This window comes from Streptosporangium sp. NPDC002721, from assembly GCF_042888905.1.
Taxonomy (GTDB): Bacteria; Actinomycetota; Actinomycetes; order Streptosporangiales; family Streptosporangiaceae; genus Streptosporangium.
In genome coordinates this window covers 154,484-177,947 of the sequence record NZ_JBIAQI010000011.1, presented here as the reverse complement: position 1 = coordinate 177,947, position 23,464 = coordinate 154,484, and the positions used below count along the sequence as shown (strand labels likewise).

Sequence of the window (23,464 nt, the reverse complement as noted above, 5' to 3'; positions counted from 1 at the left end):
CCCCTCTGACGTCCCGGCTGCAAGCGGACGTCAACTCCAAGGCAAGAACCGTGGCGTACACCTTGGGAGTAACGAAGAAAGGTGTCTGTCATGAGTCCGCGTAGCAGTGTGGCGCCGGTGGTGGCGAGTGGGACCGCGAGCGCCGTCAAGCTGCTCATCGCCACCCTCGCCTTCGCCGGAGCCTACCTGGGGGTGGAGGCCACCTACGGCACCCCGGCCCCGGCCCCGACCGGCGCGGCGGCGCAGGCGCAGGCGCCGGTACGGACGGTGGAGCTGTCATCGCGGTCGATGCAGGCCACCGAGCAGGTCCCGGCCGCCACCGAGCGCGTCCCGGCCGTCGCGGAGCGCGCCTCGGCCGTCACCGAGCGGGTCTCCGCCTCGGGCAGGCTTCCTGCCTCGGGTAAGGCTCCCGCCTCGGACGAGGTCACGGCCTCCGGTACCGTCCTCGCCTCCGGCACGGTCTCCGTCAGCGCGATCGACGCGCTCGGCCCCTGCGACAGGCCCTACCAGGTCCGCAGCGTCATCGACAACGACGACCCCCGGGCCACCGTCTCCTACGGCTGGCGCCTGGAGCGCTGGAGCCCGGGCACCCGCCGCTGGCAGGCCTACCTGGGCACCGGGTCCGGCTTCTCCGGCGGGAGCCAGACCGTCGAGTGGCAGCCCAGGGTCGTCAACAACCCCGGCTGGTACCGGGTCGTGCTGTCGGTCCCCGGCGACGCCCCGCTGCGCAGCGAGAAGTTCCTCGTCAGCTGCTGATCCACCGGCCCCCGGCCCTCCCGGGGTGACGCCACGAGAAGGCGCCGCCCCGGAGAAGCGTCACTCCCGGAAGGCGCCACCCCGGGGAAGCCACTCTCTGGAAATCACCCTCCGGAGAAGCACTCCCCGGAAATCACCCTCGAAGAAGCGCTCCTGGAAAGCGCACCCTCCGGGGAAGTACCTTCTGGAGAAGCGCCCCCGGAAAGCACCCTCCCGGAAAGCGCCCGGGGAAGTCTCAGCCGCCGAGGGAGCGCCGGGCCGCCTCCACCCACCGCTCCACGCCGACCCGTTCGGCCACCGCGAGGGCGTTCTCGTAGTGCGGCCTCACCGCGTCGGCGAAGCCCAGCCGCAGCGCCAGGTCGCCCAGGGTCAGGGCGACCGGCCAGAGGGCGACCACCCCGGTCCCGGCGCCCGCGATCCGGTCGGCGAACGGCTTCAGCGTGTCGTACGCCTCGATCATCCGCTCCCGGTCGTCCAGCAGCATGCCCGCCAGGGCCCGCCAGATCATCGCCAGCTCGTAGAGGAAGTCGGGCCGCACGGGCGTCTTCACCGCGATCACGGCCCTGGCGTCGCGGTGGTGGCCCGCCGAGGCGAGGGCCACCGCGTAGGCGTCGAGGGTCCACTTGGCCCCGCGCTGGTGCGCCTCGGCCAGCGGCTCGACCATCTCGGCGGCCTGCCCGTTCACCAGGTGCAGGCAGAACGTGGTGATCAGAGGCAGGTCCTGGCGGCCCTCCAGCATCCCGGCCTTGGCGGTGAGCCGGGCGGCGTCGCGGTAGGCGCGCTCGGCCCCGGCGAAGTCACCGGCGATCATCAGGCGCTGCCCGGCGTACCAGGCGACCACGGCGGCCGGCGCGGACAGGCCGTACTGCCTGGCCATCTTCTCGGCGGCGGCCACGTGCGCGTCGGCCTCGGCGAACGCGCCCGAGGCGGCCGCGCACTCCATCAGCACCAGGTGGGCGAGGGCCTGCACCGAGATCTGCCCGGTCGTCTTGCCGACCTCCAGCAGCTCCCTGCCGATGACCTCGCGCTCGCCCACCGGGGTGATGCCGTACGACTGGCGCAGCCGCCCGCTCAGCGCGGTCGCCAGCAGGGCGGGGTCACCGGAGCGCCGGGCCAGTTCCTCGGCCTCCAGCGAGGCCTGCTCGCCCCGGGGGGTGGCCGAGCCCTCCAGCTCCAGGGCGAGCGTGGCCAGCAGGCTCGCCCGCAGCGACTGCTCACCGGCTGGCAGCTCGACCAGCGCCTGCTCGGCGACGTCGACGATCTCCCAGGCGGTACGGGTGAAGTCACGGGCCATGCCCTTGTGCGGCACCGCCAGCGAGGCGGCCACCCGGGCGGTGAGCTCCAGGTTGCCCAGCGGCAGCGCCGCGTCCATCGCCTCGCGCCGCCGCCTGCGGGCCGCGGCCATGTCGCCGCAGAGCGCCAGCGCCTTGATCAGCCGCAGGGTGAGCAGCAGCCGCTCCCTGGTGCTGTCGGGCGTGTGGGTGATGCCCGACCTGTCGAAGGCGGCGATGGCCTGCTCCCACAGGGTGGCCGCCTCGCGGTGGGCGAAGCGCCGCTCGGCCTGCTCGGCGGCGAGCCCGGCGTAGTGCACAGTCTTGCCGGCGGTCTCGCTGGTGCCCGCCGAGTCGTAGTGGTGGGCCAGCGCGGCCACGTCGCCGGGGTTCCTGCGCTCGATCACCGAGGCCACCGCGGCGTGCAGCCGCGAGCGGCGCAGCCGGGAGGCGTCGGAGTACAGGGTGTCGCGGACCAGGTCGTGGTCGAAGCGGAGCATGCCGGGCCCCGGCTCGGTGACCAGGCCGGCGAGCAGCGCCGCCTCCACCGCGTCGACCACGGCCTCCTCGTCGCCCGAGACGTCGACCAGCACGTCCACGTCGACGTCGCGGCCGATCACCGCGGCCTGCAGCAGGATCTGCTGGGCGATCGTGGGCAGCCGGGAGATCCGCCTGCGCAGCACGTCGCGGACGCCGGAGGGCACGCCGGAGATCACCTCGGCGGCCGTCGCGCGGTCGCTCACCGCCTCGGCGTCGAGCAGGCGGACCGTCTCGCGGACGAAGAAGGGGTTGCCGCCGGTGCGCTCGACGATGCTGTTGACCGCGTCCTCGTCGACCTCGCGCACGCAGGTCGCCCTGACCAGCTCGGCCACCGCCTTGGTGTCGAGCCCGGTGAGGCCGACCCGGACCGGACCGAGCCTGGCCAGCGCGGCCAGCACGTCGGCCTGCTGTTCGCTCAGCTCGCTGTCGCGGCAGGTCACCACGAGCAGCACCCGGCTGGTGGCGAGCAGGCTCGGCAGCGCGCGCAGCAGCGCGAGCGTCTGGTCGTCGGCCCAGTGCAGGTCCTCCAGGGTGAGCAGGATCGGCGTCTCCTTGGCGACGGCGGCGAGGTAGCCGCCCACCGCCCGGTGCAGCCGGAATCCGCCGGAGGCCTGGTCGTCGTCGGGCTCGGGGGCCGCGTCGTCGAGGAGCGGGGCGAGCAGCGAGGCGTACTCGCCGGGCCCGGCCGCGTTCACCAGGGTGCGCAGGATCTCCACCCAGGCCCAGCCGGGAGGCGTGGCACTGCTGTCGGGGCAGGCGCCGGAGGAGATGCCCCACCCGTCGTCGGACAGCCGCCTGATGAGCTGGCGTACCAGCGTGGTCTTGCCCGCGCCCGCGTCGCCGCTGATGACCGCGACGGTGAAGCGGCCGGTCCTGGCCGCGGCGGTGGTGAGCCTGCCCAGTTCGGCGTCGCGGCCGACGAACGGCTCCGGCTCCAGCGGGGGCAGCTCCACCTGGGCCACCGTGGGCCTGGGCGGCCAGGTCTCCGCGGCCACCTGCTGGCGCTGCCTGGACGGCGGCGGGGTGGCGAGCTGCAGGCCGGGGTCCTGGGACAGGATGTCGGACTCCAGCTTGCGCAGCGCCGGGCCCGGGTCGATGCCCAGCTCGTCGGAGAGGATCGTGCGCGCCCGGCGCAGCGCCGCCAGCGCGTCGCCCTGCCGCCCGCAGCGGTACAGGCCCAGGGCGAGCAGCCGCCAGCCCTCCTCGCGCAGCGGGTGCTCGGTGGTCAGCGCCTCCAGATCGGGCACCGCCTCGGCGGGCATGCCCATCCGCAGGCCGCTGTTGGCGTGCCGCTCGCGGGCCACCAGGCGCAGCTCGGTGAGCCGGTTGACCTCGGCCTCGGCCCACGGCTGGTCGGCGAAGTCGGAGTACGGGGTGCCGCGCCACATGCCCAGGGCCTTCTCCAGGCGGGCCTGGGCGGAGGCGGGGTCGTCGCCCTCAAGGTGCTCCCCGGCGGTGCGGACCAGCGTCTCGAAGCGGAGCGCGTCGACCTGGTCGGGAGCGGCGCGCAGCGCGTAGCCCGAGGCCACGGTCACCAGCAGCCGGTTGGGCCCGCCGCGCGGACGGCCCGGCTCCAGCACCCTGCGCAGCCGGGAGATGTAGACCTGAAGGCCCGACTGGGCGCCCTTGGCCGCGTCGTCGTCCCACAGGTCGTACAGCAGGGAGTCGACGGGGACGACCTGCCCGCGCGCGACGAGCAGGCGTGCCAGGACCGCACGTTGACGAAGCCCGCCCAGGTCGAGCTCGTCATCACCGGAATGCGCCTCGACCGGGCCGAGAACTCGGAAAGCCACCATGTCAGCCGCCACGCTATGTGGGCCTTCCAATCGCATACAAGGTATTTCCCAATCTAGCGACTGATCGACTCCTTTTCAGGAGCCGATGCGGCGTTCTCGCGCCTGCGCAGGAACGTCCACGCACCCAGCGCCAGCCCGCCGAAGGGGATTTCGACAGTGTAGGTCCAGAACCCGAACAGCAGGGCGGCGGCGGTGGCGGAGTCCAGCGGAGCCCCGAAGAAGACCAGCGCGCCGATGGTTCCGGCCTCCATTATCCCCGTACCGCTGGGAGTCACCAAAGCCGTGGTCAGCACCCGGGACAGCGCGAAGGCGGCGATCGACTGCGCCAGGCCGGGATAGGCGCCGGTCGCGTGCAGGCAGACGACGAGGATGAGCCACTGGAAGCCGAGGAAGAAGACCATGCCCAGCGTCAGCCCGGCCCAGCGGCTCCGCACGATCTCGGAGGTGTCGGCCCGCAGTTTGGTCAGCGCCTCGGAGGCGGCGCGCTCGCCGGGACGGATCCGGCGGGGGAGCACACGGGCCAGGGCGTCGAGGCCGCGGCCCAGGACGCCGGCGGCGCGGTCCCAGTAGAGGGCGACGGTCACCACGGCGACCAGCACCAGGATGGACAGCACCCCCACCCAGCCCGCCCTGGTCACCGAGGGGCTGAGCGGCTGCCCGCTGAACAGCAGGGCCACGATGCCCGCCGCGGGCAGCAGGAACCGGAACAGGGTGTTCCAGATGCCGGTGGTCAGCGTGGAGACCACCACCGCCCGGGTCTGGAACCCCCAGCTCCTGGTCATCGCGAACGTCATCGCCACCCCGGCCGCGCCGCCGAAGGGGAGCAGGTTGCTCACCGCGCTGCCGCTCGCGTTCAGCGTCAGGGCCTGCAGGTGGGTCAGCCCGGGAAGGGAGGCGGTCAGCACGAACGTGTACGCGAGCAGGCTGAGCAGCCAGACGGCGGCCATCAGCGCGACCTCCCCGCCACCCAGCGCGGCGAACTGCGCGCCGATCTGCGCCCAGGAGACGTGCTTGCCCGTCAGCGCCGCCACGACCTGGGGCATGAAGAACACGAGCGTGGCGGCGAGTGCCAGGGACACCACCGACAGCCCGACCTGGAACAACCTGCTCTTCATGCGACCCGCCCGCTCCTCATCCGGCATCCCCGGTCAAGTCTGCCGGTCCCGTTCTCATCCTTTGGGAGGAACTTCGAAGGGGTGCCTCAGCCGGGATCCCAGGGGGGCGTCCCGGCGGACGTACCACTCGGTGCCGAAGACGAGGCGGTACAGGGGCTGAGGGATCTTGAGCATCACCCCGAGCGTGCGGGTGTCGGCCCCGGTGGCCTGGGAGGCGTGGGCGGCCATGCTCGCCCGCTTCTGGCGGGCGAAGCGCCGCACCGGGACCCGGTGGGTGATCACCTCGCCGGGGGAGTACGCCCGCTCGAAGGCCCGGATGTCGAGCTGCGGGTAGAACCTCCTGACGAGCCGCAGCCCCCGCAGCAGGGGGTCGCGGTTGACGGTGGCCTCCAGCACGATCGGGGTCCGCGCGATCTCGGCGGCCCGGCCGCCGACCCGGTGCACCTGGACGTGATCGGGGTGGCCGTAGCCGCCCGCCGGGTCGTAGGTCGTCAGCAGGTCGGCCCTCTCCTCGGTGAGGATGGCGGCGAGCCGCCGGGCGGCCTCCTCGGCGTCGGCGTCGATGAAGGCGTCGTCGGGCCGGTCGTCGGCGACCCCGCCGCCGGGCGCGAGCCCGGAGTCGCCGTAGCCGAGGTTCACCACGCGGGCGCAGCCGAGCGCCGCCGCCGATTCGTACAGCTCGGCCATGCGGGCGGCGCCCAGCGCCTCGCCGGGTTCGAGGTCGGCCTGGCCCCGCTCTCCCGAGGTCGCCACGACGAGCACCACCCGGTGCCCCTCGGAGGCGAGCATCGCCATGGTGCCCGCGGTCAGCAGGGCCTCGTCGTCGGGATGGGCATGGAAGAACACTGCTGTCTTGACGCTGCTGATCAGGCTCACTCCGTTCGCGCGACTCGGACGCGCCCTCGCGGGCACGCAGGCATGATCTCACGCGGGTCTACGCTGGCACGGTGAGGATCCTCCACATCAGTGACTGTTACCTGCCGCGTCTCGGCGGGATCGAGGTGCAGGTCGCCGATCTGATCCGGGCGCAGCGGGAGGCGGGCCACGAGGTCGAGGTGGCGACCGCGACCCCGGGGGAGAGCCTTCCCGGGGTGCGCAGGATCGTCGCGAGACTCCCCTTCGACCTGCCGGTCCACCCGTTCGGGACGGGCCACCTGCTCCGCCTGCTGAGAGCGCGGCGCCCCGACGTGGTGCACGTGCACACGGGCGCGGTGTCGCCGTTCGCCTGGATGGGCGTGCGGGCGGCGGCCCGCGCGGGCCTGCCCGTGGTCGTCACCGTGCACAGCATGTGGGACCCGGTCACGCGGGCGGTCTACCGGGGGTTGCGGCTGCTGTTCGGATGGCACCGCTGGGGGCTGGTGGGCACCGCGGTGAGCGAGGCCGCCGCCCTGCCGATCCGCGCGGTGGCCGGGCCCGGCGTGCCGGTGCACGTGGTCTCCAACGGCCTCGACCTCTCCGGCTGGCGCTCGGCGCCTCTTTCCCCGCCCCCTCCGCCGTCCCCCGCCGATTCTGTACGGCCCGAGCCGGTGCACGTCGTCGCGGTGGGACGGCTCGCGCCCCGCAAGCAGCCGGTCCGGTTGCTGAGGCTGCTGAGGGAGGCCCGAGCCCAGGTGCCGCGGGAGACGCCGATGCGGGCGACCGTCGTCGGCGACGGCCCGGCCCGGTCGCAGATGGAGCGCTACCTGAGGGCCAACGGCATGACCGGCTGGGTCTCGCTCCCCGGCCGCTACAGCCGCGAGCAGATCCGCGAGCTGCTCGTCTCGACGGACGTGTTCGTCGCCCCCGCGCCCCGCGAGTCCTTCGGGCTGGCGGCGCTGGAGGCGAGGGCGGCGGGCGTACCGGTGGTGGCGCGCGCGCAGAGCGGGGTGGCCGACTTCGTACGGCCGGGCAAGGAGGGGCTGCTCGGCGGGAGCTTCGACGAGCTGGTCGCGTCGGTGGCCAGGCTGGTCCGCGACCGCGAGCTGCGCGAGTCGATCGCGGCGAACAACCGGGAGACCGAGCCCGTCCGCAGCTCCTGGCCCGCGGTGCTCGAAGGCTTCGAACGCTGCTACGAGCAGGCCCGCGCCGCGCGGTCGAGGTGAGGCGGACGGTGCCGCGGCCAGGGGGGAGACGCGCGAGGCCCCTGCCGTGCGGTGGCAGGGGCCTCGATGGAACTCGGTGGAACTCGGTGGAACTCGGTGGAACTCGGTGGAGATGTTCGGTACGGCCGCCGCGCCGCACTGCCCCCCGCAGGCGGGGCGGCGGCCGTACCCGGAATGCCTCCTGTCACCAGGAGGCGCGAGTCCGGATGACGGGTTCGTCCAGGAGCGGGCGCCTAGGCGCAGGCCGCGGCGAGCTTGGTGCTCGCCTCCTGGACCTTCGTCGCCAGCGATCCCGCGGCCGCGGCGGCCGCGGCCGGATCGTTCGGGTCGATCTTGACCGACTCGAACGAGGTGGCGAGGTCGGTGAGGGCGGTGGCCACCTTGCCATCGGCCGTGCCCGCCAGCGCCTTGAGATCGGCGGCGAGCTTGGCGGTGGCGTCGTTGTACTTGTTGAGGTCACCGGCGCTCGCCGCCGCAGCGGTGGTGAAGTCGGCGAAGGGCTTCGACCAGGCGGCCTCGTTGCAGACCGCGCTGTTGGCGGACGACGCGCCGCAGGCGGCGGTCATCGATATGAGAGCGACTCCCGCGGCGGCGACGGCGAGGCGGCGGGGAGAGAGGGCGCGGAACATTTCTGCCTTTCCTTGCATTTCGTGACAGTTGGAACTGTAGGCAGGGTTCCTTGCGGATCACTTTCATGGCGCTTACAACAGTGGCTCGTGTGACCTGACGTGATTTCGCCCCCGCCGTGGGTAAGGGCGGGGTATGGCTGAGGCGATCGTCGATCCCGGTTCCGGTCAGCACTCGCTCAAGCGGGTCATCGGGCGCAAGGTCCTCCTTCTCTTCGTGGTGGGCGACATCCTCGGGGCGGGGATCTACGCCCTGGTGGGGAAAGTCTCCGGGCACGTCGGCGGAGCGCTGTGGGTGCCCTTCCTCGTGGCCTTCGTGCTGGCGGCGCTGACGGCGACCGCCTACGCCGAACTTGTCGGCAAATATCCGCAAGCAGCAGGCGCCGCACTTTATGCGAATAAAGCGTTCAATATTCCCTTCGTCACTTTTATCGTGGCGTTCGCGGTGCTGATGAGCGGGATCACCTCGGCGAGCGCGGCCGCGCGGGCCTTCGGCGGCGACTACCTCGGGGAGTTCGTCACGCTGCCGGTCGTCGTCGGCGCGTTCATCTTCCTCGGCCTGGTCGCGCTGGTGAACTTCGCCGGGATCTCCGAGTCCGTCAAGGTCAACGTGGTGCTGACGATCATCGAGGCGTTCGGCCTGCTGGTCGTCATCGCGATCGGGATCTTCGCCCTGCTCTCCGGTGACGGCGACCCGTCGCGGGCCCTGGAGTTCCACCCGGCCAACGGCGCCTTCCTCGGCGTCCTGGGCGGTACGGCCCTCGCCTTCTACGCGCTGCTCGGCTTCGAGGACTCGGTCAACCTCGCGGAGGAGACCAGGGACCCGCAGCGGGACTTCCCCCGCGCGCTCTTCGGCGGCCTGGCCATCGCGGCGATCATCTACCTGGCGGTCGCGTTCACGGCGACCATGCTGGTCGACACCAAGACGCTGACGAACTCGTCAGGCCCGCTGCTGGAGGTCGTCAAGGTCGCCGGGCTGGCGTTCCCGCCCAAGCTGTTCGCCCTGATCGCGCTGCTCGCGGTGGGCAACACCGCGCTGATCAACATGCTGATGGCCTCGCGCCTGGTCTACGGCATGGCGCGTGAGGGAATCGTGCCGCGGGTCTTCGCGGCGGTCCATCCGACGAGGTCCACCCCGTGGGTGGCCATCGTCTTCACCGTGGGTGTCGCGGCGGTGCTGGTCGCCACCGGCGACGTGGGCGGCCTGGCCGACACCACGGTGCTGTTGCTGCTGTGCGTCTTCACGCTGGTCAACGTGGCCGTGCTGATCCTCCGCAAGGACCGGGTGGAACACGATCACTTCCGGGCGCCGAGCTGGATGCCGGCCCTGGGGGCGGTGGTCTGTTTCGTCCTGGTGCTTCCGGTCACCGGCAGGAGCGTGGACGTCTACGTCCGCGCGGGAGTGCTGCTCGTGATCGGGGTGGCTCTCTGGTTCGTCAACCGGTTGTTCCTCTCAGAAGGGCAGCGCCCGTCCTGAGGGGGTACGGAGGTCCAGGGCGATGGGTTTCCGGGGCGGCCGGGGCTTTTGGAGGATAAGAACCTTTTTCATGTGATACTCCCTCTTTGTTGGAGTTTGAGAGAGACTACGTCACCTGACCGACTTTTTCACGGATTTTTTACCAAGCACGTGCAGGTCTGGGGTGGGATCAGGGGTCGTAGGGGTTACCAGAGTGTGCGGAGGTCTGACCTCTGGCGTCCCAGCCGTGTCATCGAGGGCTCTGTCATGGCGTTTGGGGGGTAATGGTGGGCCGTGTCCGCACAGTAAGCGGCCCGTGTTTCCGGCGAGGACACCGCGTGTTCCAAATCCGCGTCCTCGACGCCGCACACGGTACGGCGGGGCGGTTACGCGGCCGGGCGGAGACGCCGCCCGTGTCAGGTGTGCCGGCCGCGTCCGGCGTGCCTGCCGGGCTGAGGGCCGGGGGCGACCTCGGCGAGGCCGGGGCCGGGTCGGCGACCGGGTCAGCGGCGGAGCATGAAGGCCTTCTGGTCGTCGCCGACCCCCACCGAGCCCACCGCCCACAGCGTGCCGCCGCCCGGCACCCGGGTCAGGCCGGTGCCGCCGACGTCGTCGGTCTCGTCGTACTGCTGGGTGGAGGTGTAGGCGCGGAACAGCGGGCCGTACTCGCGGGACCAGGTGGTGCCGTCGAAGTGGAGGATGAGCACCTGTCCGGCGTGATCGGCGTCGACGCCGCTGATCCACAGGTCGCCGGGGCCGGAGGCGGTGACCCCGTGCAGGCTCCCCCGGGAGAGCGGCACCTCGACGTTCGTCCAGCGGGTCCCGTCCCAGCGCATGACGAGCGGTCGCGTCTCCGCCCGGGCGCCGGACCCGATCTCGCCCTCCGAAGGGGCCGACGGGGCCGATGGTGGCGCGATGATCTGCCCGACCGCCCACACCTCCGACGGCGACACCTGCCAGACCCCGCTGAGACGGCCGCCGGGGATCGGAGGCGTCTCCAGGCTCTCCCATGATCCGGCCGTGCCGTGCCAGACCAGCGGGGTCCGGGTCTCGCTCGTCCCCACCGCCCACACGTGCCCCTTCCCGGAGGTGATCGCCTCGAAGGCGCCCCCGGTGCTCAGCGCGTTGCGGAACTCGCCGCCCGCCCACTCCAGGACGACCGCGCCGGAGGGGCCGTTCGCGGCGAACCACGCGTCGCCGCCGCTCGTCGCGACGTCCGCCAGCCGGTAGTCCTCGGCCACCCCGAAGGGCCGGTGCGGGGCCCAGGCCCGCCCGTTCCAGTGCGCGGCGAACGCGCCCGGCCCGTTGCCGACCACCCACACGTCGTCGGGTCCGGCCGCGCCGACCCCCTCCAGGCGCTGGGCGCCTGCCTCCGCGCCCAGGGACACCTCCCGCCAGCGGCTCCCGTCCCAGCGGAGGACGGCGGGCGTGCCCTCCCGGTCCTCCGCGCTGTCCTGGTATCCGACGGCCCAGGCGTCACGGGGCCCGGTCGCCGCCACGTCGAGCAGCGCCGTGCCGCCCGGCAGCTTCGCGTCTCCCACGGCCGCCCACTCGGCGGACGCGGCGACCGCCCCGGTCGCCACCGGGCTCGCCGAGGGGCTCGGGGAGGCGGAATTCGGGGGGAGGGGGCTGTGCGAGGCCGTACCACCCGGCGCCGGGGTCGCCGGGAGCGCCGGGGTCGCCGGGGGCACCGGGGGCACGGCCGGAGCCGCGCCGCACGCGGCGATCAGGAGCGTTCCGACGACCAGGACCGCCACCGGGCGCGTTTCGACCATGTCACCATTGTTCCGCATGCCTTCGTCGTCCGGCCGTGCTCGCGATGATTAGAACCGCCTGGCTGGGGCACCGGGGACGTAGGCGGGAGAGGATGCCGATGTCGAAGGCTGAGGAGGACGCGAGATTCCGCGTTCGAGCCGACAAGCACAGCCAGTTCACCGCCCTGCACGCGGTGGGGGCACTGGACTACGGGTCCTCCCCCCTGCTGAAGGAGCAGGCCGACGTCGCGCTGGGGGCGATGGACCACCCGCGCCTGGTGATCGACCTCACCGGGGTCACCTTCTGCGACTCCACCGGGTACGGCGTGCTCATGTACGCGCTCACCCGCGTCCGCCGGCTCGCGGGATCGCTGGTCCTCGTCGGCCTCTCCGCCGTGATGAGGCAACGGCTGAGGCGCCTGGGGGTGGCCGAGCTGTTCGACACCCGGCGTACGGTCGAAGAGGCGGTGGAGGCGTTTCCCGAGACGACGTGAACAGCCGTGCTTCTCCGCACCGGGGCGATTCGCGCCGTATGAGACAGTTATGGTTGCTTGGGCAGAGGGTCGGTCAGAGGGTTGGTCATGTTCGTGGGAGATGAGCCGGAGTCGGTTTTTACCGCCACCTCCGGACTGCACGGTACGACGCTCGTCGTACGGGCGAGCGGAGAGCTTGACCATTACCACACGTCGGTGCTGCGCGAGGAGATGGGCAGGGCATGGGATTCCCTGCCCACGCCGATGCTGATCCTCGACGTGTCCGACCTGACCTTCTGTGACTCCTCCGGGATCGGGGAGCTGCTCCAGGTGCGCCACCAGGGCCTGAACAGGGGGGTCCGGGTCATCCTCACCGGCGTCCAGGGCAACCTGGCCAGGCGGCTCCACCTGGCCGGCCTGATCCAGGTCTTCGAGGTGTTCCCCTCCGTGGCCGACGCCCTTGAGGTGGCCTGAGGTCCCCCGCCGGACGGCTCCCCGCCGGACGGCTCCCCGCCGGACGGCTCCCCGCCGGACGGCTCCCCGCCGGACGGCCCCTTCGCGGCGATCAGGCCGTCCGCAATGATCTTCGAGGAGTTCCCGCCGGGTCAGGCGGCGGCGTGGGTGGCGTGCTCCTGGCGCAGCCGGACGCCGGTGACGCGTCCCTCGCGCTCGCGGAGGATGGTGCGGAGCACCCGCAGCCCGTCGCGGACGGCGTGCAGGTTGCTGGCGCCGTGGATGCGGCTGCGCTCGTGGCTGGGGACCTCGCGGATGACGAGGCCGGCCTGGGCGGCGCGGATGTTCATCAGGGTCTCGATCTCGAAGCCGTCGCAGTCGAGGTCGAGGGCGTCGAGGTGACGGGCCCAGAAGGCGTTGTAGCCGTAGCACAGGTCGGTGTAGCGGGTGCCGTACAGCCGGTTGGTCATCTTGGTCAGCATCGCGTTGCCGAGCGAGCGGATCGGGCTGATGTCGTCCGAGCCTCCGCCGGGGGCGCAGCGGGACCCCTTGGCGAAGTCGGCGCCCTCGACCAGCGCGGTCACGAAGGCGTGGATCTCCCGGCCGTCGGTGGACCCGTCGGCGTCGATCATGACGATGATGTCACCGGTGGCGGCGGCGAACCCCTCGGTGAGAGCGTTGCCCTTTCCCTTGCGGGTCTGCCTGACGACGCGCAGTCCCGGGCGCAGGGCCTTGGCCACGGCCACCGTGTCGTCGGTGGAGTTGCCGTCGACCAGGATCACCTCGTCGATCCAGGACGGCAGGGTCGCGAAGACGTGGGGGAGGTTCTCCGCCTCGTTCATGGCGGGGACGACCACGCTGACACTGAAGGCGAAAGGGGCGCTTTTCATGGTCACAAGGTCTACCGAACCGCCTGCAGAACACTTGAAAGCCTCTTGCAACCCCGTATACGACGGAGAATCCGCCCCCTGACCTCCCCTTTAGGGTGGAGAGAGCGTCAGAAGGGGAGCGTGCGACCCGAGGGGCTGCGCAGATCGAGCGGCACCGGCTTGCGGGGCGGACGCGGACGTTGCATGACCAGGATCCTTTTCATGGTGCCGCTCCATTCTGGGCTTGATCACCGGGTGTTACCCATGCCAGGCCCAAGAATCACCTATCTCCGTATCACATGAAGAACACTGGCCACACGCTCCGCGGCCGTCGCGACGTCCTCCGCGTGGCCGATGCGTCCCGCCCAGGACAGCCAGAACCACCACTCGCCGTCCTCCTCGTGGGCGGCGAGCACGTCCTCGGTCCTGGCGGGGGCCATGGGGTTGATCACATGGAGCCGTGGATAAAGCCCCGCGGTCGACCTCAGGCGTACCTGGAAGGCGTGCGCCTCCAACTGGGCGGCCAACCGACGCAGGTGGTCGATGCCCTCGCCGCGCTCTGCCATCATCCGGATCACTCCTGGCGGACACTCGTGACTTGCCTCTCTGCAGAGTGCGGTTTCGCGGCAGATGAGGCAATCGGTCCCTCCGCAATCCGTCCAAGGATCAGTGGAATAGACCGGAAAGTCGCTGATGTTCCGTGGAGAAACCGCGAATAAACGAAGCGTCATGCACAGCCGCGTTTACGCTGAGGTGCGTGTTTGTTAATGTCATGTAAACAGCGACCGGGAGGGGCGCCGTGGCCCGAGGTGAGCATTCACCCGCGTGCGCGCGACGGTGGCGGGAGCAGGCGGCCCCCAGGCAGTGGACCCACTGGCAGACCACGCAGGCCATCCACGGCTGCTGCGGGGTGAGCCTGCTCAAGGCACACCGCCTGGCCAGGGGATGGTCGGCCAGGCAGTCGGTGCAGGAGCTGGAGGAGCTCTGCGAGCGCCAGGACCTGGGCGAGGCGCGGGCCAGCATCGACCTGCTCAACGCCTGGGAGAACAACCGGGCACGGCCGCGCCCGCAGACCATCGACCTGCTGGCCCGACTCTACCGCGCGAACGCGGTGCGGCTGGGCCTGGCCGGAGACTACTGCGAGGACGGCGAGGGCGCCAAGGTCGTGGTCGTCTCCGGTGGAGAGGCCCGCGCTCCGTACCAGACGGAGGAGCGGGAACGGTCCGAGGACGACATCGAGCGGCGGGCGCTGTTCCACCACGCCCTGCTCGGCTCGGGGGCCGCGATGAGCGGCCGGCTGCTGGCCGAGGTCGAGCGGACCCGCCAGGACCTGGACCGCACGCTCGCCGTCGCCACCGTCTCCGAGGAGCAGCTCGACCGGCTCGACGAGCAGGTGCTGCGCTACCGGCGCGAGTACATCAGCAGCGCGCCGGTGCCGATGCTCTACCGGCTCATGCTGGAGCTGTCGGACGTCCGGACGCTCTCGCTGGCCCGCCAGCCCGCGATGGCCCAGCGCCGCCTGCTCAACGCCACCGTCATGCTGGCGCTGCTGTCGGCCGACGCGCTGATGAAGCTCGGCGACACCCGCCAGGCCCACGCCTGGTACGGCACCGCGCGCAACGCCTCCGACGACATGGGCGACGTGCGGCTGCGCGCCCTCGTCCGGGCGCAGCAGGCGATGCTCCCCTACTACTACGGCGACCTGGCCGAGACCGTGCGGCTCGCCCGCGAGGCCAGGATGCTCGCCGGCAGCGCGCCCAGTTCCCCGGCGGCGCTCGGCGCGGCGGCGGAGGCGCGGGCGCTGGCCCGGATGGGCGAGCACAAGGCCGCCCGGGTCGCGCTGGCCGAGGCCGAGCGGATCTTCGCCAGGATGCCGCCCGAGGGCCACGACCACCTGGCGTTCCGCTTCTCCGAGCGGCGGCTGCAGTTCTACCGGATCGGCACCCTGATCGAGCTCGGCGAGGACGTCGACTGGAACCCCGGTCCCGCCGGGCCCTCGGTGCCGTACGCCATCGACCCGGTCCTGCTGCTGCTCGACCAGGCCGCGCACCTGGTCCGCGACGGCAAGGTCGACGACGCCTGCCACCTGGCGGAGAAGGCGCTGCTCCAGGTCCCGCCGGAGCACCGCACCTCCATCGTGCTCAACCGCGCGCGGGCGCTGCTGTCGGAGGTGCCGCAGACCAGGCACAGGGCGGCGGCGGTGCGACGCCTGAACGACCTGGTCACCGCCGCGGCACCGGCCAGCTGATGAACTCGCTCGCCGAGGAGGCGTTCACCGTCCTGCGGGAGGTCTGCGAGGACCTCGGCATCGACCACAGGGACGCGGAGCTGCTGCGGGTGCGCAGCAACGCCGTCTTCAAGCTGCGCGGCGAGATCGTGGTCAGGATCGCCACCGCCCCCAACGCGCTGACCCGGCTGCCGCTGGTCCTGGCGGTGGCGCGCTGGCTCGCCGAGCAGGGGTTCCCCGCGGTGCGCCCGGCCGACGAGATCTCCGAGCAGCCGGTGGTGCACGAGGGCAGGGTCGTCACCTTCTGGCAGTACGTCCCGGCGAGCGGCCGTCCCACCACCACCGAGCTCGGCGAGATCCTGCGCAGCCTGCACCTGCTGCCGGTGCCGCCGGTGGCGTTGCGGCGTTTCGCCGACCCGCTGTGCGAGGTGCGCCGCGCCGTGGACCGGTCCGAGGAGCTCACCCCCGGCCAGCGGGCCTGGCTGCGCGACCGCATCGCGGAGCTGACGGAGCGCTGGTCGGACCTCGGCATGGACGACGCGCCGGTGCTGCTGCACGGCGACGCGTGGATCGACAACCTGCTGCGCTGCACGGACGGGCACGTGGTGCTCTGCGACTGGGACGGCGTCGCGGTCGGCCCCCGCGAGTGGGACCTGGTCCACACCTACCACGGCCAGCGGCGCTTCGGCCTCACCGCCGCCGACGTGGACGCCTTCGCCGACGCGTACGGCAGCGACCTGCGTTCCTGGCCGGGATACTCCACCCTCATGGAGGTGAGGGACATCTACGCCGTGGGCATCCACATCCGCAACGCCGCCGCCGACCCGTTCTCCCGGCGCGAGCTTCCCCGCAGGCTGGATTCCCTCACCCGAGGTGAGCAACATGCCCGCTGGTACATGGCCGAACCCGTTACTGTCTCCCAGTAAAGATCTTCAAACGGGGGCATGGTATGCCAAAGGTCACACTGCGTAATACCTTCCACGTCCGCAACACCCCGGAGGCGCTGCGCGCCCATCTGAGCCAGCCGCAGAGCTACGTGGGGCTCTCCCCGATGGTGGTCGCGGTCAAGAACGTCGAGCGGGGCGAGTCCGAGACCCGCTACACCTCGGTCGAGCGGTTCAGGTTCTTCGGTTTCGTCAAGTACGACAACATGATCAAGGTGACGCTGCGGAGCACGCCGCGGACCGTCGAGGGCGAGGTCGACAGCCCCGGCGGGGTGCGCATGGACTACCGGTTCACCCTCAGCGAGAAGGGCGGGGGCACCGAGGTCGAGGACATCCTGGTGGTGCACGCCTGGATCAGGCCGCTGCTGGGCTACGCCGCGAGGAAGGCCCGCGAGGTGCAACTGGCCCGCGCCGGGATCCTGGCCGCCCGGCTGGGTTCCGCTCCCTGAGCTCCCGTCACGGCAGGCGGGCCAGGACCTAGGCTGGGGCGCGTGAGGGCGCCCACGGTCACCGGGAAGGTCATGGCCATCCTCGGCGCGTTCCTGCCGGGAGACGTGCGGCTGACGCTCACCGAGATCTGCCGCCGGGCCGAGCTGCCGCCCGCCACCGGCCACCGGCTGGTCAGGGAGCTGGTGGAGGGCGGGTTCGTGGAGCGGCTCCCCGACGGCTCCTACCGGGTCGGGATGCTCCTGTGGCAGATCGGCGCCCAGGCCGCGGAGCCGAGGGAGCTGCGCGAGCTCGCCCTGCCGTACATGGAGGACCTCTACGTCGCCACCCGCGCGAACGTGCAGCTCGCGGTGCTCCGCGACGACCGGGCGCTGTACGTCGAGCGGCTGCGCGGGCTCACCTCCGTGCCGGTCGTCTCGCGGGTGGCCGGGGAGCTGCCGCTGCACGCGACCGGGGTCGGCAAGGTCCTGCTGGCCTTCGCGGACGCGGAGACGGTGGAGCGGGTGCTCGCCCGGGAGCTCACCCCGCACGCGCCGAACACGGTGGTGGACCCGGCGCGGCTCCGCGGCGAGCTGGAGGAGGTCCGCAGGACCGGGATCGCCCGTACGGACGAGGAGATGTCGGTGGGCACCCGCTCGGTCGCGGTGCCGGTGCGGGGGGCGGGCGGCCGGGTGGTGGCGGCGCTGTCGCTGGTGACCTGGCGGCACACCGCCGACTCGCGACGGCTGGCACCGGCGGTGCTGTCCGCCGCGGCGGCCCTGTCCCGGGACCTCGCCGCCGCCCCCGGCTGAGCGCTCCCGGCCGTTTCGTGCCGTTCGTGCCGCCGGTTTCCGCTGAGCGGAAGGGCGCGCTGTACGGGGGCGGACGGTACGCGATGCTCGGTGCATGCGAACTCAGGTCGGGATCGTCGGCGCGGGACCCGCCGGGCTGCTCCTCTCCCATCTGCTCCACCTGCGGGGCATCGACTCGGTGGTCCTGGAGGCACGGAGCAGGGAGTACGTCGAGCAGCGCGTCCGGGCCGGGGTGCTGGAGCAGGGCACCGTGGACGTGCTCGACGAGGCGGGCGTCGGCGACCGGATGCGCGCGGAGGGGCTGCCGCACCACGGCATCGAGCTGCGCTACGGCGGGGCCGGGCACCGGGTGGCCTTCGAGAAGCTGGTCCCCGGGCGGGCCATCACCGTCTACGGCCAGCAGGAGGTCGTCAAGGACCTCATCGCCCGGCGGCTGGCCGACGGCGGGAAGATCCTCTTCGACGTCCCCGACGTCGCGCTGCACTCGCTGGAGAAGAACCCCTACCTCACCTTTCAGGGCGAGCGCCTCGACTGCGACGTCATCGCCGGGTGCGACGGCTTCCACGGCGTCTCGCGGCCGTCGATCCCCGAGGGGGTCCTGTCGGTCTTCCAGCGCGACTACCCGTTCGCCTGGCTCGGCATCCTCGCGCGGGTCCCGCCGTCGTCGGAGGAGCTGATCTACTCCCGCGGCGACCGGGGCTTCGCGCTGCACAGCATGCGCTCCCCGGAGATCAGCCGCTTCTACCTCCAGGTCCCCCCGGACACCTCGCTCGACGACTGGCCGGACGAGCGGATCTGGGCCGAGCTGCGGGCCCGCCTGGAGACGGTCCCGGGGTTCGCGCTGGCCGAGGGGCCGATCATCTCCAGGGACCTGTCGGCGATGCGCTCGTTCGTCGCCGAGCCCATGCGCCACGGCAACCTCTACCTCGCCGGGGACGCCGCCCACATCGTGCCGCCCACCGGCGCCAAGGGGCTCAACCTGGCCGTCGCGGACGTCCGGCTGCTGACCGCGGCCCTGGCGGAGTTCTACGCGACGGGCTCCACCGGGCTGCTGGACACCTACTCCGCCAGCTGTCTCAGGCGCGTCTGGCGCGCCCAGCACTTCTCCTGGTGGATGACCACGCTGCTGCACACCTTCGACGAGGACGACCCCTACGAGCGGCGCCTGCAGACCTCCCACCTCGACTACGTCACCTCCTCCGAGGCCGCGGCGACGACGCTCGCGGAGAACTACGTCGGCCTGCCCTTCGACTCCTGAACCCACCCGCGCGCGGGCCCCACCCCCGAGGGGCGCGGCACCGGAGCGCCGTGCCGCGGGCGCCGCGGGCGAGCCGGTCCGCGGGCCCCACCCCGGGGGGCGGAACCCTGATGGGGACAGCCCTACCATCAGGGGCTTTTTCCCAGCTCAGAGGGATATAGCGGGAAATGTCCCCGGAGGGTGGGCGCCACCCTGTCCCGAGGGTCATCCGGGATCGTTCAGGGGCGGCCGGGGGCTGTCTCCGATACTCCGTGATCTTGCTCGTCGCCATCGTTGAGGCATGGGAAGCCAGGCGTTCACGCGGCACACGATGATCCTCGGCGGCTACGCGGCGATCGGCGCGGGAGCCGTCACGATGCTCGGACTGCACGTGGTCACCGGCCTCGATCCGGTGCACACCGTGATCAGCGAGTACGCGTTCGAGGCGGACGGCTGGCTGCTGCCCCTGTCGCTCACGCTCTTCTCCGTCGCGGCGACGATCATCGGGGCGATGCTGGCCCGCCGGGGAGAGGACCGCGCGGTGGCCCTGCTGGTCGGGGTCTGGGGCCTGTGCATGCTGCTGATCGGCGCCTTCCCGACCGACGAGCCCGGCGTGCCGCTGTCGATGTCCGGCGGCATCCACAGGTACGCGGCGTTCGTGGCCTTCCTGACGATGCCGATCGCCGGGCTGCTCCTCGCCAGGCGGTACGCGACCAGCCCGTACGCCCGCCCGGTCCGGCTGCTCAGCCTCGCCGCCCTGGGGGTGCTCGTCCTGGTGGTCCTCCCGTACGTGGTGCGGATGTTCGGCGTGGACCTGACCAACGACGACATCCCCGCCGGGGTGGTCCAGCGGCTGGTGGTGGGCTTCGAGGTGGCGGTGCTGGCCATGCTGGGACTGGTCGCCGGGGCCAGGCACGGCGGCCGCGTCCACCGCCCGCTCCCGGCGGCCGCCCGCGCCTGACCGCTTACCGGGGACGGGTCGCCCCGCGTGGCCGGTTGACGGTCCGGGTGGCCCGGCCTACCTTCGCAGGAAGCGACCGCTCGGTACGTCATCGCCGCCAGGTCGGACCAGCTACCGGAGGACACGCATGCCGGTCGTGAACACCGTCAGAGGACCCGTCGACGTCGCCGACCTGGGCCAGACCCTCATGCACGAGCACGTCTTCGTCCTCTCCCCCGAACACCTCGACAGCTACGGCAGGGGCGCGTGGTGGGACGAGGAGCACCGGGTGGCCGACGCCGTCACCAAGCTCAGGGCGGTGGCGGCGATGGGCGTGCGGACCATCGTCGACCCGACCGTGTGGGGGCTGGGCCGCTACATCCCGCGCGTGCGGCGGGTGGCCGACCAGGTGCCGGAGCTGAACATCGTCGTCGCCTCCGGGATCTACTCCTTCGACGAGATCCCGCACCAGTACGAGTACCGGGGCCCCGGCCTGATGATGGACGTGCCCGAGCCGATGGTCGAGGACTTCTCCCGCGACATCGTCGAGGGCATCGCCGACACCGGGGTCAAGGCCGCGTTCCTGAAGTGCGTGGTCGAGAGCAGGGGGCTCACCCCCGGCGTCGAGCGGATCTGCCGGGCGGTGGCCCAGACCCACCTGCGGACCGGCGTGCCGATCACGGTGCACACCAACCCCTCCGCCGGGAGCGGGCTGCTCGTCCTGGACCTGTTCGCCAAGGAGGGGGTCGACCCGGCCAAGGTCGTGCTCGGGCACTCGGGCGACTCCAACGACCTCGACCACCTGATGCGGCTCGCCGACACCGGCGCGACGCTCGGCATGGACCGCTTCGGGCTGGACGCCTACAACTCCACGGCCTCGCGGATCGCCACCGTCGTCGCGCTCTGCGAGCGCGGCTACGCCGACCGGATGGTGCTCAGCCACGACAGCGCTTGCTTCATGGACTACTTCGGCGACGCCTGGGACGAGGGCATCCCGCTCGCCGCGCCGAACTGGAACTTCGGCCACATCCACAACGACGTGCTCCCGGCCCTGCGGGCGGCCGGGGTGAGCGACGCGCAGGTGGACCAGATGCTGGTCGACAATCCTCGCCGCTACTTTTCCTGACTTTTCGTTATTTGTCGTACGGCTGCCCTACGCTCCCGGAAAGTCGATCGATCGAGAAGGTGGAGCATGGCCGCGCGGAGCACTTACCTGGAACTGTCCGAGGACGGCGGGAGCTCGCACAAGTTCTACGAGGTCGTGGTCGACGGGACCGAGGTGACGATCAGGTACGGTCGCATCGGCGAGTCGGGGCAGTCCAAGGCGTCGGCGTTCGCCAGCGAGGCGAAGGCCGAGGCGGCCGCCGCGAAGAAGATCAGCGAGAAGGTCCGCAGGGGGTACGCCCCCGCCGTCCAGGGAGTGCGCCAGCGCCGCGCGGTCACCCGGCGCAGCGTGGAGAGCAGCCGCTCCACCGCGACCCAGGCGCCGGTGCTCTGGCGCTTCGCCAGCGGCGCGGCGGCGTTCGGCATCTTCGTCGACTCCGAGCGCTGCTGGGTCGGCAACCAGCGCGGCGACGTCTACACCGTCACCCACGGCGGCACCGTCACCGGCCGCTTCAAGCTGCCCGACGGGGTCAAGTGCATCGTCGGCGACGACTTCTGGATCTACGCGGGCGCCGACGACGGCAAGGTCTACGACCTCGGCGGCAAGGTTCCCCGGGTCGCGTACGAGATCGCCGAGGACGTCGACATCTACTGGCTGGACATCCACGACGGCGTGCTGGGCGTGTCCGACCGGGCCGGGCGGATCACCACCATCGACCACGAGGACGAGTTCCAGTGGGCGCGCAAGGGCAGGGGCGACTCGGCCTGGATGGTCCGCTGCGACGACGAGGCCGTCTACCACGGGCACTCCACCGGGGTGGCCCGCTACGACGCCGCCGACGGCACGCCGGTCTGGGAGACGCCGCTCACCGGCGCGGTGCTGTTCGGCTGGCAGGAGGAGGACTCCGTCTACGCCGGAACCTCGCGCTCGGCCGTGCACCGCCTGCGCAAGTCGGACGGCGCCTCCCAGGCGGTCTACCGCTGCGACGCCACGGTCTTCTCCTGCGCCACCGCCCCCGGCGGCCGGTACGTCTTCGCCGGTGACAACCACTCCTCGATCTACTGCTTCGACCAGAGCGGCGAGCGCCTGTGGAAGCTGGCCACCGGCTGCGGCTCGGCCTTCTCCATGCAGTATCTCGACGACCGCCTCTACATCGTGACCACCGACGGCACCCTGGCCTGCATCGACGCCACCGAGCAGGCGATCAGGGCGGCCCAGGAGGGCACCGTTCCCGAGGTGGTCGACGTCAAGGCGTCCGCCGGGCTGGCGGTGGTGGAGCCCACCACCACGCTGGAGACCGTGGTGCTCGACACCGTCCCCGACACCGGCGACGGCGTGGTGGTGGAGTGCTTCCGCGAGGGCGAGCGGCTCCGGGTGCGGGTGGTCAGCGAGGGCTACGACGTGCGGCGCAACGTGCAGTTCCCCAAGGGCGTGCGCGAGGCGGGGGCCCGCTACCTCGTCGAGGGCGTCCGCTTCTCCGAGCGGGGCGGTTTCTACCGCGCGTACGGCGACATCAGGCGCCTGCTCTGATCTCCCATCGGGTGACCACCGGCGAAAGTGACGAGATTTTGTCAAATACTGTCGCTTTCTGACCTCTCTCCCGCGTGGATGTCCTAGCGTCCGATACATGGTGCACGACTACCGCGACTTGGTCCCGGCGAGGGCGGGGGAGAACCCCGCAGGTGAAGGCCCGGCGCGCGAGGGATCCGCGCGGCGGGGCCCGGGGCGCGGCGGGGAGGGCGGCGCGGAGGGCGCGGTCGCCGTCGTCGCGGAACTGAACGTTTTCCCGCTCAAAAGCGCGGGCGGCACCCCCCTCGCCGGTGCCGAGCTGACGGAGACCGGGCTGCGGCACGACCGTGAGTTCATGCTCGTCCGGCCTGACCTGCGGCACCTGTCACAGCGGGAGCTGCCCCGGCTGGCGACGCTGCGGCCCGCGTACGACGGGGGGAAACTCGTCGTGGGCGCGCCCGGGACGGTGACGCCCCTGGTCCACGAGCCGGTGGACGGGCCCGTGCTTGAGGTGACCGTGCACGGGAAGCCCTGCCGGGGCGTCGACCAGGGGGAGGAGGCCGCCGCGTGGTTCTCGGACCTCCTCGGGGCGCCCTGCCGCCTGGTCCGCTTCACCGGCACCCGGCCCACCTCGCGGGGCGGCGGCACGCTGGCGTTCGCCGACGCCCACCCGGTCTCCGTGCTGTCGCGCGAGTCCCTCGACGACCTGAACCGGCGGGTGGACGGCCCGCTGCCGATGAACCGGTTCCGGCCCAACATCGTGCTGGAGGGCCTCGGCCCCTACGGCGAGGACGCGGTGTCCACGCTGCGGATCGGCGCCGTCGAGATCGAGATCGTCAAGCCCTCCGCGCGCTGCGCCATCATCAACGTCGACCAGGACTCCGCGCGCAGGAACGGCGAGCCCCTGCGGGTGCTGGCGGGCTACCGGACCCAGGTCTTCGACGGCGACCGCGGCGTCATGTTCGGCCGGCTCGGCGTCCCGCGCGCCCTCGGCACGATCGCGGTCGGTGACACGGTCACCGTGTCGTGAGCGGCGGCGAACGGGAGAAGCCCGTCAGTGGCGAGGGACGGGAA

General features: G+C 71.9%; 21 protein-coding genes. 14 read left to right on the top strand and 7 right to left on the bottom strand.

Annotated elements, in window-relative coordinates; translation table 11 throughout:
• Nucleotides 1-90: 90 nt before the first annotated feature.
• Entirely contained in the window at nt 91-756 is a 666-nt protein-coding gene (locus ACFYWM_RS17670) for a hypothetical protein (protein WP_389915680.1), read from the top strand.
• 235 nt (nt 757-991) lie between these two features.
• Here the strand turns inward: ACFYWM_RS17670 and ACFYWM_RS17665 are convergent, their stop codons facing one another.
• From ACFYWM_RS17665 to ACFYWM_RS17655, 3 genes are read right to left on the bottom strand one after another with little or no spacing between them, the layout of a single operon-like run.
• Nucleotides 992-4,363, bottom strand: a complete 3,372-nt coding sequence (locus ACFYWM_RS17665; protein ID WP_389915678.1) for a BTAD domain-containing putative transcriptional regulator — start codon at nt 4,361-4,363, stop codon at nt 992-994.
• Nucleotides 4,364-4,416: 53 nt separating this feature from the next.
• Nucleotides 4,417-5,478, bottom strand: a complete 1,062-nt coding sequence (locus ACFYWM_RS17660) for a lysylphosphatidylglycerol synthase domain-containing protein (RefSeq protein WP_389915675.1) — start codon at nt 5,476-5,478, stop codon at nt 4,417-4,419.
• Nucleotides 5,479-5,532: 54 nt separating this feature from the next.
• Nucleotides 5,533-6,354 carry a PIG-L deacetylase family protein gene (locus tag ACFYWM_RS17655; RefSeq protein ID WP_389915672.1) on the bottom strand — a complete coding sequence of 274 codons (822 nt, stop codon included), beginning with the start codon at nt 6,352-6,354 and terminating at the stop codon, nt 5,533-5,535.
• A 71-nt stretch (nt 6,355-6,425) separates the two neighbouring features.
• Here ACFYWM_RS17655 and ACFYWM_RS17650 point away from each other — a divergent pair, with 71 nt between their 5' ends.
• On the top strand, nt 6,426-7,559 hold the full coding sequence (locus tag ACFYWM_RS17650; protein WP_389915669.1) for a glycosyltransferase family 4 protein: 1,134 nt from the start codon (nt 6,426-6,428) through the stop codon (nt 7,557-7,559).
• Between the two features lie 233 nt (nt 7,560-7,792).
• On the opposite strand, the gene ACFYWM_RS17645 is transcribed toward ACFYWM_RS17650, so the two are convergent.
• A complete protein-coding gene (locus ACFYWM_RS17645) occupies nt 7,793-8,188 on the bottom strand; it encodes a hypothetical protein (protein WP_389915666.1) in 396 nt (131 codons plus the stop codon).
• 133 nt (nt 8,189-8,321) lie between these two features.
• Here ACFYWM_RS17645 and ACFYWM_RS17640 point away from each other — a divergent pair, with 133 nt between their 5' ends.
• A complete protein-coding gene (locus ACFYWM_RS17640) occupies nt 8,322-9,662 on the top strand; it encodes an APC family permease (RefSeq protein WP_389915663.1) in 1,341 nt (446 codons plus the stop codon).
• 482 nt (nt 9,663-10,144) lie between these two features.
• Here the strand turns inward: ACFYWM_RS17640 and ACFYWM_RS17635 are convergent, their stop codons facing one another.
• Entirely contained in the window at nt 10,145-11,416 is a 1,272-nt protein-coding gene (locus ACFYWM_RS17635; protein WP_389915661.1) for a hypothetical protein, read from the bottom strand.
• 98 nt (nt 11,417-11,514) lie between these two features.
• On the opposite strand from ACFYWM_RS17635, the gene ACFYWM_RS17630 reads away from it, so the two are divergent.
• On the top strand, nt 11,515-11,889 hold the full coding sequence (locus ACFYWM_RS17630; protein ID WP_389915658.1) for an STAS domain-containing protein: 375 nt from the start codon (nt 11,515-11,517) through the stop codon (nt 11,887-11,889).
• 87 nt (nt 11,890-11,976) lie between these two features.
• Nucleotides 11,977-12,342, top strand: a complete 366-nt coding sequence (locus ACFYWM_RS17625) for an STAS domain-containing protein (RefSeq protein ID WP_389915656.1) — start codon at nt 11,977-11,979, stop codon at nt 12,340-12,342.
• Between the two features lie 131 nt (nt 12,343-12,473).
• Here ACFYWM_RS17625 and ACFYWM_RS17620 read toward each other — a convergent pair whose 3' ends face one another.
• Nucleotides 12,474-13,211 (bottom strand): glycosyltransferase family 2 protein, encoded by a 738-nt coding sequence (locus tag ACFYWM_RS17620; protein WP_389915653.1) that lies wholly within the window; start codon nt 13,209-13,211, stop codon nt 12,474-12,476.
• Nucleotides 13,212-13,474: 263 nt separating this feature from the next.
• Nucleotides 13,475-13,756 (bottom strand): hypothetical protein, encoded by a 282-nt coding sequence (locus ACFYWM_RS17615; RefSeq protein WP_389915651.1) that lies wholly within the window; start codon nt 13,754-13,756, stop codon nt 13,475-13,477.
• Between the two features lie 233 nt (nt 13,757-13,989).
• Here ACFYWM_RS17615 and ACFYWM_RS17610 point away from each other — a divergent pair, with 233 nt between their 5' ends.
• The 9 genes from ACFYWM_RS17610 (at nt 13,990) to ACFYWM_RS17570 (ending at nt 23,420) form a co-directional block, all read left to right on the top strand.
• Nucleotides 13,990-15,438, top strand: coding sequence for a helix-turn-helix domain-containing protein (locus ACFYWM_RS17610; protein WP_389915648.1), 1,449 nt, complete (start codon nt 13,990-13,992; stop codon nt 15,436-15,438).
• Nucleotides 15,438-16,343, top strand: a complete 906-nt coding sequence (locus ACFYWM_RS17605; RefSeq protein ID WP_389915645.1) for a phosphotransferase enzyme family protein — start codon at nt 15,438-15,440, stop codon at nt 16,341-16,343. The genes ACFYWM_RS17610 and ACFYWM_RS17605 overlap by 1 nt, the downstream gene beginning before the upstream one ends.
• 23 nt (nt 16,344-16,366) lie before the next feature.
• A complete protein-coding gene (locus ACFYWM_RS17600; RefSeq protein ID WP_389915642.1) occupies nt 16,367-16,810 on the top strand; it encodes an SRPBCC family protein in 444 nt (147 codons plus the stop codon).
• A gap of 42 nt (nt 16,811-16,852) precedes the next feature.
• Complete coding sequence (locus ACFYWM_RS17595; protein ID WP_389915638.1) at nt 16,853-17,599, top strand: IclR family transcriptional regulator; 747 nt, start codon at nt 16,853-16,855, stop codon at nt 17,597-17,599.
• Nucleotides 17,600-17,693: 94 nt separating this feature from the next.
• Nucleotides 17,694-18,857 carry a 4-hydroxybenzoate 3-monooxygenase gene (locus tag ACFYWM_RS17590; protein ID WP_389915635.1) on the top strand — a complete coding sequence of 388 codons (1,164 nt, stop codon included), beginning with the start codon at nt 17,694-17,696 and terminating at the stop codon, nt 18,855-18,857.
• 280 nt (nt 18,858-19,137) lie between these two features.
• A complete protein-coding gene (locus ACFYWM_RS17585; protein WP_389915632.1) occupies nt 19,138-19,797 on the top strand; it encodes a DUF998 domain-containing protein in 660 nt (219 codons plus the stop codon).
• A gap of 127 nt (nt 19,798-19,924) precedes the next feature.
• Nucleotides 19,925-20,902, top strand: a complete 978-nt coding sequence (locus ACFYWM_RS17580) for a phosphotriesterase (protein WP_389915629.1) — start codon at nt 19,925-19,927, stop codon at nt 20,900-20,902.
• Between the two features lie 66 nt (nt 20,903-20,968).
• Nucleotides 20,969-22,411 carry a WGR domain-containing protein gene (locus ACFYWM_RS17575; protein WP_389915626.1) on the top strand — a complete coding sequence of 481 codons (1,443 nt, stop codon included), beginning with the start codon at nt 20,969-20,971 and terminating at the stop codon, nt 22,409-22,411.
• Between the two features lie 97 nt (nt 22,412-22,508).
• Complete coding sequence (locus ACFYWM_RS17570) at nt 22,509-23,420, top strand: MOSC domain-containing protein (RefSeq protein ID WP_389915623.1); 912 nt, start codon at nt 22,509-22,511, stop codon at nt 23,418-23,420.
• The last annotated feature ends 44 nt before the right edge of the window (nt 23,421-23,464 follow it).

What these genes read in the sequence shown, in the direction of transcription:
- ACFYWM_RS17605 (WP_389915645.1), top strand. Translation starts at nt 15,438, where the DNA reads ATGAACTCGCTCGCCGAGGAGGCGTTCACCGTCCTGCGGGAGGTCTGC.
- ACFYWM_RS17660 (WP_389915675.1), bottom strand. Translation starts at nt 5,478, where the DNA reads ATGAAGAGCAGGTTGTTCCAGGTCGGGCTGTCGGTGGTGTCCCTGGCA.
- ACFYWM_RS17640 (WP_389915663.1), top strand. Translation starts at nt 8,322, where the DNA reads ATGGCTGAGGCGATCGTCGATCCCGGTTCCGGTCAGCACTCGCTCAAG.
- ACFYWM_RS17625 (WP_389915656.1), top strand. Translation starts at nt 11,977, where the DNA reads ATGTTCGTGGGAGATGAGCCGGAGTCGGTTTTTACCGCCACCTCCGGA.
- ACFYWM_RS17600 (WP_389915642.1), top strand. Translation starts at nt 16,367, where the DNA reads ATGCCAAAGGTCACACTGCGTAATACCTTCCACGTCCGCAACACCCCG.
- ACFYWM_RS17585 (WP_389915632.1), top strand. Translation starts at nt 19,138, where the DNA reads ATGGGAAGCCAGGCGTTCACGCGGCACACGATGATCCTCGGCGGCTAC.
- ACFYWM_RS17635 (WP_389915661.1), bottom strand. Translation starts at nt 11,416, where the DNA reads ATGGTCGAAACGCGCCCGGTGGCGGTCCTGGTCGTCGGAACGCTCCTG.
- ACFYWM_RS17590 (WP_389915635.1), top strand. Translation starts at nt 17,694, where the DNA reads ATGCGAACTCAGGTCGGGATCGTCGGCGCGGGACCCGCCGGGCTGCTC.
- ACFYWM_RS17580 (WP_389915629.1), top strand. Translation starts at nt 19,925, where the DNA reads ATGCCGGTCGTGAACACCGTCAGAGGACCCGTCGACGTCGCCGACCTG.
- ACFYWM_RS17575 (WP_389915626.1), top strand. Translation starts at nt 20,969, where the DNA reads ATGGCCGCGCGGAGCACTTACCTGGAACTGTCCGAGGACGGCGGGAGC.
- ACFYWM_RS17665 (WP_389915678.1), bottom strand. Translation starts at nt 4,363, where the DNA reads ATGGTGGCTTTCCGAGTTCTCGGCCCGGTCGAGGCGCATTCCGGTGAT.
- ACFYWM_RS17645 (WP_389915666.1), bottom strand. Translation starts at nt 8,188, where the DNA reads ATGTTCCGCGCCCTCTCTCCCCGCCGCCTCGCCGTCGCCGCCGCGGGA.
- ACFYWM_RS17670 (WP_389915680.1), top strand. Translation starts at nt 91, where the DNA reads ATGAGTCCGCGTAGCAGTGTGGCGCCGGTGGTGGCGAGTGGGACCGCG.
- ACFYWM_RS17570 (WP_389915623.1), top strand. Translation starts at nt 22,509, where the DNA reads ATGGTGCACGACTACCGCGACTTGGTCCCGGCGAGGGCGGGGGAGAAC.
- ACFYWM_RS17615 (WP_389915651.1), bottom strand. Translation starts at nt 13,756, where the DNA reads ATGGCAGAGCGCGGCGAGGGCATCGACCACCTGCGTCGGTTGGCCGCC.
- ACFYWM_RS17620 (WP_389915653.1), bottom strand. Translation starts at nt 13,211, where the DNA reads ATGAAAAGCGCCCCTTTCGCCTTCAGTGTCAGCGTGGTCGTCCCCGCC.
- ACFYWM_RS17630 (WP_389915658.1), top strand. Translation starts at nt 11,515, where the DNA reads ATGTCGAAGGCTGAGGAGGACGCGAGATTCCGCGTTCGAGCCGACAAG.